This is a genomic window from Caballeronia fortuita (assembly GCF_001544835.2).
Lineage (GTDB): Bacteria > Pseudomonadota > Gammaproteobacteria > Burkholderiales > Burkholderiaceae > Caballeronia > Caballeronia fortuita.
Genome location: NZ_FCNX02000001.1, coordinates 184,159 through 198,094 on the forward strand (window position 1 = coordinate 184,159; position 13,936 = coordinate 198,094).

Genomic DNA, 13,936 nt, shown 5'->3' on the forward strand with positions numbered 1-13,936 from the left:
GGCTGCGCATCGGTCCGGCGGCCCGATTCCGCATCGGGCGCGCCGCGCATCAATGCCGATGATCGTCGCAATCGCAACCGGGTCCGTGATGGTGATCGCGGTCGTGATCGTTGTCATGATCGTGGTCTTCGACTTCCCACGCCGGGAACGGATCGGGCAGGCGATGCAATGCATCGGCGTCGAGCGTCCATTCATCATCGGTGACAAGGCATGCGTCGAACTTGTCCTGCCAGATAGCGGGATCGAGGTTCGAGCCGATCAGCACCAGTTCCTGCCGCCGATCTCCGATGCTATTGTCGTCGGGATCCCCATACCATTCCGCGACGATCTCGGCTTCGAGCTCGGGATCGTCGACCGGCCATTCGCTGCGATCCTGCGCGGCCCACCACAGCCCCGCCGGACCATGCCGCACCGTGCCGCCCGCCTGCGACAGCGAGCCGCCGACATCGCTTCGCGTCGCCAGCCAGAAGAAGCCCTTCGCCCGCAGCACGCCGGGCCATTCTTCATGCAGCAGCGTCCACAGCCGCTCAGGATGAAACGGCCGGCGCGCGCGATACACGAAATGGCCGACGCCCGATGCATCCGGCGCATCGTTCTCCGCTTGCTCGCCGTTCAGGATCGCGAGCCAGCCGGGCGCGCTCGCGGTCGCATCGAAATCGAAGCGGCCGGTGTTCAGCAGATCGGCGGGATGCACGTTGCCCGACGGCAAGAGAGATTGCGTCTGTATATGAGACGCGCGCGGATTGAGCGCGCGCAGGATGTCCGCGATCTTCGCGACTTGATCTGCGCTGGCGAGATCGATCTTGTTGATGACGATGACATCGCAGAACTCGATCTGCTCGACGAGCGTTTCGACGACCGTTTGATCCGCTTCGTCATCGTGGCCTTCGAGCGATAGACCGCGTTCGGCGAGCGAGTCCGAAGAAGCGTAGTCGCGCAGAAAGCTCCCGGCATCGATCACGGTGACGAAGGTATCGAGGTGTGCGCGGCCTTCGAGCGTCGCGTCGTCGTCGTCGCCGAACGCGAGATGCTCGGCGATGGTCATCGGCTGAGCGATGCCCGGAGTCTCGACGACGATCGCATCGAAACGCTGCTGCTGCGCAATCCACGTGATCGCGTGCTCGAGCGCCGGCATCGAGCGGTCGGCGAGCGTCAGCAGCAGGCAGCCGTTGGGCAATTCGGTGGTCTCGCGATCCGCGCCGGATGCGGCCTTGCTGTACGTCACGGCGCCGATGCGCACGCCTTCGGCGTTCGCGAGCAAGGCATCGACGAGTGTGGTCTTACCCGCGCCGGTGAATCCCGATAGCACGGTAATGGGCAATGGCGTCTGGTTCATCGCAGTGGATCGTGACAGGGAACGGAGCGCGCAAGCGCAAGCCCGCGCTGCCGTTTGAGCGGCGCGGGCGATCGAATAGGGGATTTTGCATCAAATGCGCGCCGGACGCGGCGCGCGGGCGGAAGTCCGGGCGCGAACTTCAGCGCGTGGCCTGAAGCAATTTCCAGCGGCGCAGGATCTCGATGATCTGCACGGAGTATTTGTCGCGCAATGCAGGTGTTTCGGAATGGTAAGCACCGACCGCCTGCCACGAATTGCCATACTTGTTCATCTTCTGGCGCAGATGCCATGCGGCGACGTACACGCTCTTGCACGGCTCCATCAACGTGCCGCTCGAAATGCCGTACTGCGCGAGCGTATTGAGATGGATCGAATTGATCTGCATCAGCCCGTAATCGGTCGAGCCGTTGGCGTTCTTGTTGATCGCGTCCGGCTTGTTGTGCGATTCCTGCCACGCGATTGCGCGCAGGATGAGCGGATTCACCTTCTGGTATTTCGCTGCCTCGTCGAAGCAGTCTGCGTGCACGGAAGCGGCCGCCGACAGCGGCACGCATATCGCAAGTAGTCGCAGTATTTTCTTCATCGTCCTCGAACTCCATCCGCGCGCGCGGAACGTCATGCCGCCGTTGCGGCGCCTTGGCGCCAACGCCAACAAATCAACGCCCGCGGCCGGGCTGCATGGGGAAAACCCGCCCATTTCCTGGCCGCCCGTAATGCGGAACCGACCGTATCATACCGGCTGACGAATCAGGCCATAAGTTGGCTATCAGACATACGGCCGTTCGACCGTCTCGAGATCGCATGTGCGCGAAACAGTCGGCCTGTCTGTCGGACGTGTTCTAAATGTATGAATATTAAGAGTTGTGGACGGGGTACAATTCGTCTCCCGCGCGCATCGGCCGACCTTGGAACCGCCCCTGGTACGGTCTATCGGCAAGTTATTCGAAAGCTTGAGCGCTGGATCCGGAATCGCATGTAGCGTCCGATAAGGGCAACCTGATCTGGAACGACTTGGCACAATTCCGTTACATAAAGCTGTTATTGTCATATTTTTTAAAATGGTCGAGCGTGGCCGGGCGTGCCCGTTTCACTCTGCGATCGGCGGCGCTCTCGGCTGACGAGCGGTGCTGCCTTGGCCAGCTCTCCAGAGCCTGGCTCCGACATCACATCCATGAGAAGACAACCTATGGCACTGCGTCGTCTCGCGACGGCAATGCTGGCGGCGGGACTTATCGTCACGCAAGCCGCGCACGCGCAAGTGACGTTGAATTTCGTCAATGCGGACATCGATCAGGTCGCGAAAGCGATCGGCGCCGCTACCGGCAAAACGATCATCGTCGATCCCCGCGTCAAGGGGCAACTCAATCTGGTATCGGAAAATCCGGTTCCCGAGGATCAGGCGCTGAAGACGCTGCAGTCGTCGCTGCGCATGCAGGGCTTCGCGCTCGTGCAGGATCACGGCGTCCTGAAGGTCGTGCCCGAAGCCGACGCCAAGCTGCAAGGCGTGCCCACGTATGTCGGCAACGCGCCGGCCGCGCGCGGCGATCAGGTGATCACGCAGGTCTTCCAGTTGCACAACGAATCGGCGAACAATCTGCTGCCGGTGCTGCGGCCGCTCATCTCGCCGAACAACACGATCGCCGCTTATCCGGCGAACAACACGCTCGTCATCACCGATTACGCCGATAACGTGCGCCGCATCGCGGGCATCATCGCGGGCGTTGATACGGCGGCGGGCCGCTCCGTCGACATCCTCACGTTGAAGAACGCCAACGCGATCGATGTCGCCGAGCAGATGAACAAGCTGCTCGATCCCGGCGCGGTCGGCAGCACGGACGCGACGCTCAAAGTCACCGTCACGCCCGACGCGCGCACCAACTCGCTGATGTTCCGCGCATCGAGCAGCGCGCGCCTCGCGGCGGCGAAACAACTGGCGCAGAAGCTCGACGCGCCCACGTCGCAGCCCGGCAACATGCACGTCGTCGCGCTGCGCAACGCGGACGCGACGCGCCTCGCCAAGACGCTGCGCGGCATGCTCGGCAAGGGCAGCGGCAGCTCGGACAACACGTCGAACAACAGCTCTAACACGTTCGGTCAGAGCGGCGGCGGCCTCGGCAATTCGTCGATGTCGACCGGAACGTCGGGCACGCCGCCTTTGCCGGGCGGCCTCGGCGGCAGCGGATCGGGCAGCAGCAACAATCCGATGTCCGGCGGCACGGGCAGCAAGGATTCGAGCTTTTCGTCGAACAAGGACAACGACTCCGGCAACGATCAGGGCGGCGGCATGATCCAGGCCGACGCCGCGACGAACTCGCTCATCATCACCGCGGCGGACCCGGTGTACCGCAATCTGCGCACCGTGATCGACCAGCTCGACGCGCGCCGCGCACAGGTTTATATCGAAGCGCTGATCGTGGAACTGTCCGCGACGAGCGGCTCGAATCTTGGCATCCAGTGGCAGGGCGCGCTGCTCTCCAACGGCGGCAACAACGCGCTCTACGGCAGTTCGAGCTTCGGCAGCGGCAATACGAACATCGTCGATCTGACCTTGCAGGGCAACGCGATCGCGCAGAATCCGTCGTCGCTCACGTCGACGAGCGGTCTGCTCGCGCAAGGCCTCAACATCGGCCTGTTGCACCGCTTCGGCAATCTGTTCGGCCTCGGCGGCCTGTTGCAGGCGCTGTCGACATCGGCGGATGCGAACATCCTCTCGACGCCTAACCTCATCACGCTCGACAACGAAGAAGCGAAGATCGTCGTCGGCCAGAACGTGCCGGTCGTGACCGGTTCGTACGCGACGCCGACCGCCAACGCCGCTACTTCGGTCACCGCGTTCAACACGTTCGACCGGCGCGACGTCGGCGTGACCTTGCACGTGAAGCCGCAAATTACCGACGGCGGCGTGCTCAAGATGCAGATCTATCAGGAAGATTCGAGCGTCGACAACACCACCAAGAACGATCCGGGCGGCGTGACGATCAACACGCGCTCCGTGCAGTCGACGATCCTCGCGGACGACGGCGAAATCGTCGTGCTCGGCGGCTTGATGCAGGACCAGTACAGCAACAGCAACAGCAAGATTCCGCTGCTCGGCGACATTCCGTTCATCGGCAGCCTGTTCCGCAGCGAAGGCAAATCGCGCACGAAGACCAATCTGATGGTGTTCCTGCGCCCGGTGATCGTGCGCGATCAGGCGACGGCCACGCAGATCGCCAACACGCGCTACGACTATCTGCGCCAGCAGCAGTACGGCTCGACGACGGACAACCGCATCATCAAGGATCAGAATGTGCCGGTGATGCCGCCGAAGCCGCTCGGTCCGAGCGAAGGCGGCGGCGCGCCGGCCCAGAATCTGCTGGACTGGAGTGATACGACGCGCGGTCCCGGCCCGAGCACGACGCTGCCGCAAAATCCGGACGCCGGCCCCGCGCCGCAACCGATGCAAACCGCGCCGCAATCGACGATGCCGCCGCAGAACACGTATCCGGCGCCGGCGAACGGCGCAACGAACGCGATGCCGGCCAACGGCGCGACCAACGCGTTGCCCGGCAATGCCGCAACGGGAGTTCATCCGTGAGCACGCTCAACGATGCAGTCGAGAACACGGGCACGGCGGCGTCGCCGCTGGCGGCCCGGCTCGTGCCTTACGGCTTCGCGCGCAGCGGGCAGATTCTGCTCGCGCATCAGCACGCGGACAGCATCGAAGTGTGGATCAGCGAGCGCACGACCGACGCGGCGCTCGCCGAAGTCGCGCGCAATTACGGCGCGCTGTCGATCGTCCGCAAGCCCGCCGACGAACTCGCGGCGGCGATCAATTCCGCCTACGCGCGTAACGACGGCAGCGCCGCGCAGGTGGTCGGCGAAGTGGAAGGCGAAGTCGATCTGTCGCGTCTGATGCAGGACATTCCGGAAGTCGAAGACTTGCTGGAATCGGAAGACGACGCGCCGATCATTCGCATGATCAACGCGCTCCTGACGCAGGCGGCGCGCGAACAGGCTTCGGACATTCACATCGAGCCGTTCGAGAACGCGTCGGTGGTGCGCTTTCGCGTCGACGGCACGCTGCGCGATGTCGTGCGTCCGAAGAAGGCGCTGCACGGCGCGCTGATCTCGCGTATCAAGATCATGGCGCAGCTCGATATCGCCGAAAAACGCTTGCCGCAGGACGGGCGCATCACGTTGCGTGTGGGCGGCCGTCCGGTGGACGTGCGCGTGTCCACGCTGCCGACCGGCCACGGCGAGCGCGCGGTGCTGCGTCTGCTGGAAAAAGACGCGCAGCGCCTGAACCTTGAAAAGCTCGGCATGGCGCGCGACACGCTCGTCGACTTCGACAAGCTGATCGGCCGCCCGCACGGCATCGTGCTCGTGACCGGGCCGACCGGCTCGGGCAAGACGACCACTTTGTACGCGTCGATGTCGCGGCTTGAGACGACCACCACCAACATCATGACGGTGGAAGATCCGATCGAATATGACCTGTCGGGCATCGGCCAGACGCAGGTGAACGAGCGCATCGGCATGACCTTCGCGCGCGCGTTGCGGTCCATCCTGCGTCAGGATCCGGACATCATCATGATCGGTGAAATCCGCGATCTCGAAACCGCGCAGATCGCGGTGCAGGCATCGCTCACCGGTCACCTCGTGCTCGCGACGCTGCACACGAACGATGCCGCCTCCGCCGTCACGCGTCTCACCGACATGGGCGTCGAGCCGTATCTGCTCGCGTCGTCGCTGCTCGGCGTGCTCGCGCAACGGCTCGTGCGCCAGCTGTGCCCGGTGTGCAAGGAAGAGCGCGTCGAGGAAGACGGCACGAAGCGTTACCATCCGGTCGGCTGCGAGCGATGCGGCCAGTCGGGCTACGTCGGCCGTCGCGGCGTGTATGAGCTGCTGCTGATCGACGAAGCGATTCGCCCGCTCATCCATCGCAATGCGGCGGATGCCGAGATTCTCGACGCGGGCCGCAAGCAAGGCATGCGCACGCTGCGCGAGGACGGCGACCGCTGGCTCGCGGCAGGCGTGACGTCGCTGGAAGAAGTGTTGCGCGTGACGGGCGGAGAATAAGCAGATGCCGGCATTCCGTTTCGAGGCGATCGATCACGCGGGCAAGACGCAAAAAGGCGTGCTCGATGCCGACAGCGCCCGCGCCGCGCGCAGCCAGTTGCGCACGCAAGGGCTGACGCCGCTCGTCGTCGAGGCGGCGGGTTCGCGCACGCGCGGCGAGCGCCAGCAGCGTCTGTCGCTCGGACGGCGTCTTTCGCAGCGCGAACAGGCGATTCTCACGCGCCAGCTCGCGAGCTTGCTGATCGCGGGCCTGCCGCTCGGGGAAACGCTCGCTGTGCTGACCGAGCAATCGGAGCGCGATTACATCCGCGAACTGATGGCCGCAATTCGCGCCGAAGTGCTCGGCGGCCATTCGTTCGCCAACGCGCTCGCGCAGCATCCGAAGGACTTTCCGGAGATTTATCGCGCGCTCGTGGCGGCGGGCGAGCATACCGGCAAGCTCGGGCTCGTGCTGTCGCGTCTCGCGGACTACATCGAACAGCGTAATGCGCTGAAGCAGAAAATCATTCTGGCGTTTACGTATCCGGGGATCGTGACGATCATCGCGTTCGGCATCGTCACGTTCCTGTTGAGTTACGTCGTGCCGCAGGTCGTAAACGTGTTCGCGAGCACGAAGCAGGCGCTGCCGTTTCTCACCGTCATGATGATGGCGCTCTCCGCCTTCGTCCGAAGTTACTGGTGGGCCGTGCTGATCGGCGTCGTGATCTTCGCGTGGCTCGTGAAGACGATCCTCGCGCGGCCGGGACCGCGCATGTCGTTCGACCGCTGGCTGCTCGGCGCGCCGCTCATCGGCAAGCTGGTGCGCGGCTATAACACCGTGCGCTTTGCCAGCACGCTCGCGATCCTGACCGCCGCCGGCGTGCCGATCCTGCGCGCGCTGCAGGCAGCGGGCGAAACGCTCAGCAATACGGCGATGCGCGAGAACGTCGACGACGCCATCATCCGCGTGCGCGAAGGCTCGTCGCTGTCGCGCGCGCTCGGCAACACGAAGACTTTTCCGCCGGTGCTGGTTCACCTGATCCGCTCGGGCGAAGCGACCGGCGACGTCACCACCATGCTCGATCGCGCTTCCGAAGGCGAAGCGCGCGAACTCGAACGGCGCACGATGTTCCTCACGAGCCTGCTCGAACCGCTGCTGATCCTGGCGATGGGCGGCGTCGTGCTGGTGATCGTGCTCGCGGTGATGCTGCCGATCATCGAACTGAATAATCTGGTGCAGTGATGAACGCCCTTCAAACTCGTTTACTGACGCTCGCCGCGCTCGCGCTCTTCTGCGTGACGGTGACGTACTGGGTCGTCACGCTGACCTCGCGACAGACCGCGCCGCTGCCCGCCGCCGCCGCGACGCGCCAGCCTTCGGTCGAGCAGGCCGCGACCATTTTCGGCGGACGACTCGAGCGTCAGGCCAATTCCGATGTGCATCTGTTCGGCATTCTGGCGCTGCAGGGCGGCGCGGCGGCCATCTTGAGCTATGGAGGCGAAGCGGCGAAGGCCGTGTCGCTGGGCGGTCCGCTCACGCAGGGCGTGAAGCTCTCGGAAGTGCGCGCGCGCTCGATCATCATCGAGCGCAATGGGGTGAAGTCGGAGATATTCCTGCCGCAGAATCCGCCCGGCCCGACGATCTGGGTGCGCTGAAGCGCGACGCGATGACTCGCTCGCGACCGGATCACGCGACGAAAGCAGATCGATAGAATGTCCGGCGGCTTCGGCAACACACGAAGCCGCGCGATTTTTTAATACCGGGCGCGAGGCCCGGAGACGATATTTTCAATTCAAGAGGTAGCAGTCATGCAATTGTGGACCCAACGCCGCATGCAAATTCAACAAGCTCAGGCGCAAGGCCGCCGCCAGCGCGGCTTCACGCTGATCGAAATCATGGTCGTGATCGCGATCCTCGGCATTCTCGCCGCGCTGATCGTGCCGAAGATCATGAGCCGTCCGGACGAAGCGCGCCGCGTCGCCGCGAAGCAGGACATCGGCACGATCATGCAGGCGATGAAGCTGTACCGCCTCGATAACGGCCGTTATCCGACGCAGGAGCAAGGCTTGCGCGCGCTGATCGAAAAGCCGACGACCGAGCCGGTGCCGAACAACTGGAAGGACGGCGGCTATCTCGAACGCCTGCCCGCCGATCCGTGGGGCGGCCAGTATCAATATCTGAATCCGGGCGTGCACGGCGAAGTCGACGTGTTCAGCTACGGCGCGGACAACAAGGCCGGCGGCGAAGGCAACGATGCCGACGTCGGCTCCTGGCAGTAAATCCGGCGGAATAGATCGTGAAAGGGCATTCGTCGGCGCGGCGTCAGGCGGGCTTCACGCTGCTCGAAATGCTCGTCGTCCTGGTGATCGCGGGCCTGCTCGTATCGCTCGCGTCGCTGCAGCTCACGCGCAACCCGCGCACCGATCTCAACGAGGAAGCGCAGCGTCTCGCGCTGCTGTTCGAATCCGCGGGCGACGAGGCGCAGGTGCGCGCGCGGCAAATCGCGTGGCAGCCGCTCGACGGCGGATTTCGCTTCGATATCCGCACGGAGGACGGCTGGCGTCCGCTGCGCGACGACCTTTTGCGCCAACGGCGCTGGGAAGGCGGCGTGACCGGCGTGTCGATCCAGTTCCTCGATTCCGACAAATCCGTGAACCGGCTCGTGTTCGGCACCGAGGCCATCGACGCGCCCATGGAAATCACGCTGTTCTCGGCGGTGGGCCGCGTGACCATCGTCGGGAGCGGCAATGGCCGCTATCAGGTGCGGTGATGCGGCAACGTCGTCGACCGCAGTGCGGCTTCACGATGATCGAAGTGCTCGTCGCGCTCGCGATCATCGCGGTGGCGCTCGCGGCGTCGGTGCGCGCGGTCGGCTCGCTCGCAACGGGCGAAGCGGACCTGCATCGGCGGCTGCTCGCGGGCTGGAGCGCGGACAACGAACTCGCGCAGTTGCGCCTGTCGCATCAGTTCCCGCCGATCGGCTCGCGCACCTTCGACTGCTCGCAGGGCAATCTGAGGCTCTCGTGCACGCAGCGCGTGAGTCAGACGCCGAACCCGATTTTCCGGCGCGTCGAGATGTTCGTCACGACGCCGGGCCGCTCGGGTTATCTGGCGCAAATGGTCACGGTGGTGGCGAATGAAACGAACCGCTCGCTCTGAGCGCGGCTTCACGCTGCTGGAGATGCTGATCGCGATCGCGATTCTCGCGGTGCTCGCGGTGCTGTCGTGGCGCGGGCTCGACGCCGTGATCCGCGGCCGCGCGACCATCGAGAACGCGATGCAGGACGAGCGCATCGTCGCGCAATTGTTCGATCAGATGCGTATCGACGCGCGCCAGGCAGCAACAGACGACGAAGCCGGCCAGCCCGCCGTGCAGATCGGCAACGGCTCGCTGCAGATCGTGCGCGGCGTGTTCGCGCCCGGCACGGCGCCGCGTCTGCAAGTGGTCCGTTACCGGCTTTCGAACGGGCGCATCGTGCGCTTCGCGTCGCCGCCGCTCGAGAACGTAGGCGAAGTGCGGCGCGCGCTGCAATCGGGCGATACGGGCGATGGCTGGAGCTCGATTCCGTTGATGGGTGGCGTGGCGTCGCTCGCCACGCGCGTCTACATCCCCGAAAAAGGCTGGACGACGCGTATGAGCGACGTGTTCTCGCAGATTAATCAGAACGACAACAACCTTAAGGTGCCGCAACTCGGCAATGCGCCGCTCGCGCGCGCGGTGTCGGGACTTCAGGTGGCGGTCGGCGCGCACACGCTCGCGACGCCGCTCACGCGCGTGTTCCTGGTCGGAGAATGAACATGCGCGCGCGCAATCCAGACAGGCAACGCGGCGTCGCGATCATCAGCGCGCTTCTGGTCGTGTCGCTGACGGCGATTCTCGTGTCGGGCATGTTGTGGCGTCAGCAGGTGCAGATCCGCCGTATCGAGAATCAGCGGCTGCTCGCGCAGGCGCAATGGATTTCGCGCAGCGCGCTCGACTGGACGCGCCTCATCCTGCGCTCGGAAGCCGATACCTCGCCGACCGTCACGTATCTCGGCGGCGTGTGGGGCGTGCCGATCGCGAAGACGAAGCTCTCGGATTTTCTCGGGCAGATCGGCGAAGTGCGCGCGCAGCAAGGCGCATCGACGTATCTGTCCGGCTCGATCGAGGACGCGCAGGCCAAGTTCAATCTGCGCAATCTCGTGTCGACGCCGACGCCCGGCGTGCTGACGATCAACGTCGCGCAGATTCAGGCATTCCAGCGCCTGCTGACGATGCTCGGCGTCAATGGCTCGCTCGCGAAAACCGTCGCGCTGCAGATGCGCGCGGGCCTCGCCCGTTCGGCGACGCGCTTTCAGACGCAGACGGGCAACAACCCGGCGACGGCGAGCGGCGCGAACAACGAATCGACGACGCTCGCGGCGATCGCGCAAGGCGGCGGCACGGGCGGCGGCAACTTCACCGACGATCCGGGCCTGAAGGACGCGGACAGCAACGCGCCGGTCGCGCCTTTGCAGATGATTACCGTCGATTCGCTGCTCGACGTGCCCGGCTTCTCGGCGGAAGCGGTCGCGAAGCTGAGGCCGTTCGTCACCGTGCTGCCGACGACGACCGCCGTCAACATGAATACCGCGCCCGCCGAAGTGATCGCGGCACTGGTGCCGGGCATGAATCTGTCGCAGGCACAGGCGCTCGTCGCGCGCCGCGAGACGGTGTTCTTTCACGACGTCGGCAACGTGCAGCTCGCGCTGACCGGCGCGGGCGTCAAGACGGTGTCGATCGATCCGAACGAGATGGACGTCACCACGAAGTATTTCGTGATCCACGGGCGCGTCGAGCACGAACGCGCGCAACTGGAGCGCACGACGCTCGTGTATCGCGATCCGACGACGCACACGACGCGCATCGTCTACACGCGCGACGCGCTGTAATCACGACGCGCCGTCATTGATGAGAGGAAGTGGCCTTTGAGCACACTGATCGTTTTGTTACCGCCGCGCGATCCCGCGGTGCGCTCGGAAGAGTGGCATCTGCCGGATCTGCCGTTTCTGCTGCTCGACAAGCGCGGCGAGCCGCAACGCGCCGGCCGCGCGGCGCTCGGGCTCCTGCCGCGCGCGAGTGCGACGGTGCTGATCGTCGCCGCGCGCGACACGCTGCTGCTCGCCGCATCGTTGCCGCCGTTGAAGGGGCCGCGCTTGCGGCAGGCGCTGCCGAACGTCGTCGAGGATCAGTTGATTCAGGATCCGCAGACGTGCCACATCGCCGTCGATCCGGTGGAACTCGCGGATGGCAAGCGCGTCGTTGGCGTGATCGATCGCGGCTGGTTCCGCTTCGTCGTCGGCGCGTTTTCCGGCGCGGGACATCGCAACGTGAAGGCCGTGCCCGCGATGCGCTGTCTGCCGATGCCGGCCACGGCGCCCGTCGATGACGAAGCGACGGAAGCGCCGCCAGCGCCGTTCATCGCGGGTCTGCTCGGGCATGTCGTGCCGACCGCGCCCGCGCTGATCGGCGAGATGGCCGCGCCCTCGCCCGCCGCGCTCGGCGCACCGCGCGTGGAAATCGCGATTGCGCGTGGCGAGCGCGCGGCGCTCGGCGAAGGTCTCGCGCTGCCCGCCGATTCGATCGAAGCGACGCTCGCCGCGCTCGCGGGCGATCATCCGGCGACGCTCTATTCGCTCGTCGACCTTCCCGGCGACGAACCGCGCCTGTCGGGTTCGCGCAATGCGGCGGCGGCCGTCGCCGGCGCGCAGCCGATCTCCTTCGAAGCGCTCGCGCGCAATGCGCTCGCGTGCCGCTTCGATCTGTGCCAGTTCGAATTCGCCGCGCAGCCCTGGCGTCTCGATCGCGCGACGGTGCGCCGTCTGCGCGTGCCGATCGCGCTCGTGGCGGCGTCGATCATCGTGTCGATCATCGGCGTGAACGTGCAGTGGCTCCAGCTCGCGCGCCAGCGCGACGCGATCAGCACGCAGGAGACCTTTCTGCTGCTCGAAGCGTTTCCGAAGACGACGACCGTGCTCGACGCGCCCGATCAGATGACGCGCAATCTCGATCGCCTGCGCGTGGCGTCGGGCGAGTTGTCGCCGTCGGATTTCCTGTCGCTCGCCGATGGGCTCGCGCGTTCGCTCGGTCCCGTGCCGGTGAACGGCATTGCGGGGCTGGATTATCGCGAACGTCGACTGGAAGTAACCTTCAAGCCGGAGACGAAGGTCGATCCCGATCTGTCGAAGCGCCTCGCCGCGAACGGCCTGAACGGTGCGATCGACAGCAACACGGGCAAATGGACGATCAGGAGCGGCCAATGAAAGCGGAAATCGGACGTTCACTGTCGGAATTCTGGGAAGCGCGCACGCCGCGCGAGAAAACCATCCTCATGTGGGGCGGCCTCGTGCTCGGGCTCGCCCTCGTGTATCTCGTGCTCTGGGCGCCCGCCTACGAAGGCCGCGCGCGCCTGCGCGACACCTTGCCGACGATGCAACGCCAACTCGCCACGATGAACGCGCAAGCCAACGACGCGCGCTCGCTCGCGCCCGCCGCCGAAGGCGTGATGCCGACCGGCGCCGCGCTGCGCGATGCGCTCGCGAAATCGCTGGCGGACAACGGCATGCAGCCGACGCAGGTTCAGGTGATCGGCGCGGCGGTGCAGATCCAGTTGAAGAACGCATCGTTTCCGAACTGGACAGCGTGGCTCGACGACGCGCGCAAGCAGTTCAAGGTGCAGGTTTCGGAGGCGCACGTCACGGCGCTGAAACCGGATGGCCAGGTCGATCTCACGGCGTCGCTGCAACCGGCCGGCGCGAAATGAGCTATTGGACGCGACGATTCCGGCTCGCGTTGCCGGCGCTTTTCGTGATCGTGATTTCGGTCGCGGGCACGCTGCTCGCGATGATGCCCGCCGCGTGGATCGTGCCGCAGTTCTCGAAGGCGACGGGCGGCCACGTGAATCTGGTGGATCCGGCGGGCTCGCTGTGGAGCGGCTCGGCCATGCTGATGCTCGCTGCCGGCAGCGACGGCGCGGGCGGGACGCTCTTGCCGGGACGCATCGAATGGACGACGGCTTTCCTGCCGCTTTTCACCGGCCGCGTGCACATGACGATGCGTCAGACCGACGCCATGCCCGAGCCCGTCACCGTCGATGCCACCACGCGCGGCGCGGTGATCACCGCCGGTCAGATCGCCGTGCCCGCGACGCTGCTGTCGGGTCTCGGCGCGCCATTCAATACGCTCGATTTCGACGGCAACGTGCGGCTTTCGTGGACGGATTTCCGGCTGCTGAATCGCAGCGCGTACGGGCAAGTGGTCGTCACGCTCGACGACATGGCTTCGCGCGTCTCGCGTGTGAAGCCGCTCGGATCGTATCGCGTCGCGTTGCAGGCGCAGGGCGCGTCCGCGACGATCGATCTCTCGACGAGCAAGGGGCCGCTGATGCTCACCGGCAGCGGCATCATCTCGCCGGAATCGACGTCGTTCCAGGGCACCGCGACCGCTGCGCCGGATCAGCGCGAAAACCTCGCGGGCCTGCTCAATCTGCTCGGCCGCCACACGGACCCGGACACGGTCGCGCTCAACTTCATGCGCTGAT

The 13,936-nt window shown here is 65.4% G+C and carries 14 protein-coding genes; 12 read left to right on the plus strand and 2 right to left on the minus strand.

Going from position 1 to position 13,936, the window contains the following annotated elements; all coding sequences use genetic code 11:
• Positions 1-49: 49 nt before the first annotated feature.
• Both AWB77_RS00860 and AWB77_RS00865 read right to left on the minus strand, forming a co-directional pair.
• Positions 50-1,336, minus strand: a complete 1,287-nt coding sequence (locus tag AWB77_RS00860) for a GTP-binding protein (RefSeq protein ID WP_061132514.1) — start codon at positions 1,334-1,336, stop codon at positions 50-52.
• 139 nt (positions 1,337-1,475) lie between these two features.
• Positions 1,476-1,919, minus strand: a complete 444-nt coding sequence (locus AWB77_RS00865) for a lytic transglycosylase domain-containing protein (protein WP_061133099.1) — start codon at positions 1,917-1,919, stop codon at positions 1,476-1,478.
• 603 nt (positions 1,920-2,522) lie between these two features.
• Between AWB77_RS00865 and gspD the strand changes: the two genes are divergently transcribed.
• The 12 genes from gspD to AWB77_RS00925 all read left to right on the plus strand — a co-directional run bounded on the left by gspD (position 2,523) and on the right by AWB77_RS00925 (position 13,935).
• Positions 2,523-4,913: a type II secretion system secretin GspD gene (gspD, locus tag AWB77_RS00870; RefSeq protein ID WP_061132515.1), complete on the plus strand. Its 2,391-nt coding sequence runs from the start codon at positions 2,523-2,525 to the stop codon at positions 4,911-4,913.
• Positions 4,910-6,397 carry a type II secretion system ATPase GspE gene (gspE, locus tag AWB77_RS00875; RefSeq protein ID WP_061132516.1) on the plus strand — a complete coding sequence of 496 codons (1,488 nt, stop codon included), beginning with the start codon at positions 4,910-4,912 and terminating at the stop codon, positions 6,395-6,397. The genes gspD and gspE overlap by 4 nt, the downstream gene beginning before the upstream one ends.
• A 4-nt stretch (positions 6,398-6,401) precedes the next feature.
• Positions 6,402-7,619, plus strand: coding sequence for a type II secretion system inner membrane protein GspF (gene gspF, locus AWB77_RS00880; RefSeq protein ID WP_061132517.1), 1,218 nt, complete (start codon positions 6,402-6,404; stop codon positions 7,617-7,619).
• Positions 7,619-8,032 carry a hypothetical protein gene (locus tag AWB77_RS00885; RefSeq protein WP_061132518.1) on the plus strand — a complete coding sequence of 138 codons (414 nt, stop codon included), beginning with the start codon at positions 7,619-7,621 and terminating at the stop codon, positions 8,030-8,032. Before gspF ends, AWB77_RS00885 begins: the two co-directional genes overlap by 1 nt.
• A gap of 153 nt (positions 8,033-8,185) precedes the next feature.
• The gene (gene gspG, locus AWB77_RS00890) at positions 8,186-8,656 is read left to right on the plus strand and encodes a type II secretion system major pseudopilin GspG (protein ID WP_061132519.1); all 471 of its coding nucleotides are present in this window, start codon (positions 8,186-8,188) and stop codon (positions 8,654-8,656) included.
• A gap of 17 nt (positions 8,657-8,673) precedes the next feature.
• Positions 8,674-9,147: a GspH/FimT family pseudopilin gene (locus tag AWB77_RS00895; protein WP_061132520.1), complete on the plus strand. Its 474-nt coding sequence runs from the start codon at positions 8,674-8,676 to the stop codon at positions 9,145-9,147.
• Positions 9,147-9,536, plus strand: a complete 390-nt coding sequence (gspI, locus tag AWB77_RS00900; RefSeq protein ID WP_061132521.1) for a type II secretion system minor pseudopilin GspI — start codon at positions 9,147-9,149, stop codon at positions 9,534-9,536. The genes AWB77_RS00895 and gspI overlap by 1 nt, the downstream gene beginning before the upstream one ends.
• Positions 9,514-10,173, plus strand: coding sequence for a PulJ/GspJ family protein (locus tag AWB77_RS00905; RefSeq protein WP_074168822.1), 660 nt, complete (start codon positions 9,514-9,516; stop codon positions 10,171-10,173). The genes gspI and AWB77_RS00905 overlap by 23 nt, the downstream gene beginning before the upstream one ends.
• The gene (gene gspK / locus AWB77_RS00910) at positions 10,170-11,288 is read left to right on the plus strand and encodes a type II secretion system minor pseudopilin GspK (protein ID WP_061132523.1); all 1,119 of its coding nucleotides are present in this window, start codon (positions 10,170-10,172) and stop codon (positions 11,286-11,288) included. The genes AWB77_RS00905 and gspK overlap by 4 nt, the downstream gene beginning before the upstream one ends.
• A gap of 36 nt (positions 11,289-11,324) precedes the next feature.
• A complete protein-coding gene (gene gspL, locus AWB77_RS00915; protein WP_061132524.1) occupies positions 11,325-12,659 on the plus strand; it encodes a type II secretion system protein GspL in 1,335 nt (444 codons plus the stop codon).
• Entirely contained in the window at positions 12,656-13,159 is a 504-nt protein-coding gene (locus tag AWB77_RS00920) for a type II secretion system protein M (protein ID WP_061133100.1), read from the plus strand. The genes gspL and AWB77_RS00920 overlap by 4 nt, the downstream gene beginning before the upstream one ends.
• Complete coding sequence (locus AWB77_RS00925) at positions 13,156-13,935, plus strand: type II secretion system protein N (protein WP_061132525.1); 780 nt, start codon at positions 13,156-13,158, stop codon at positions 13,933-13,935. Before AWB77_RS00920 ends, AWB77_RS00925 begins: the two co-directional genes overlap by 4 nt.
• The last annotated feature ends 1 nt before the right edge of the window (position 13,936 follow it).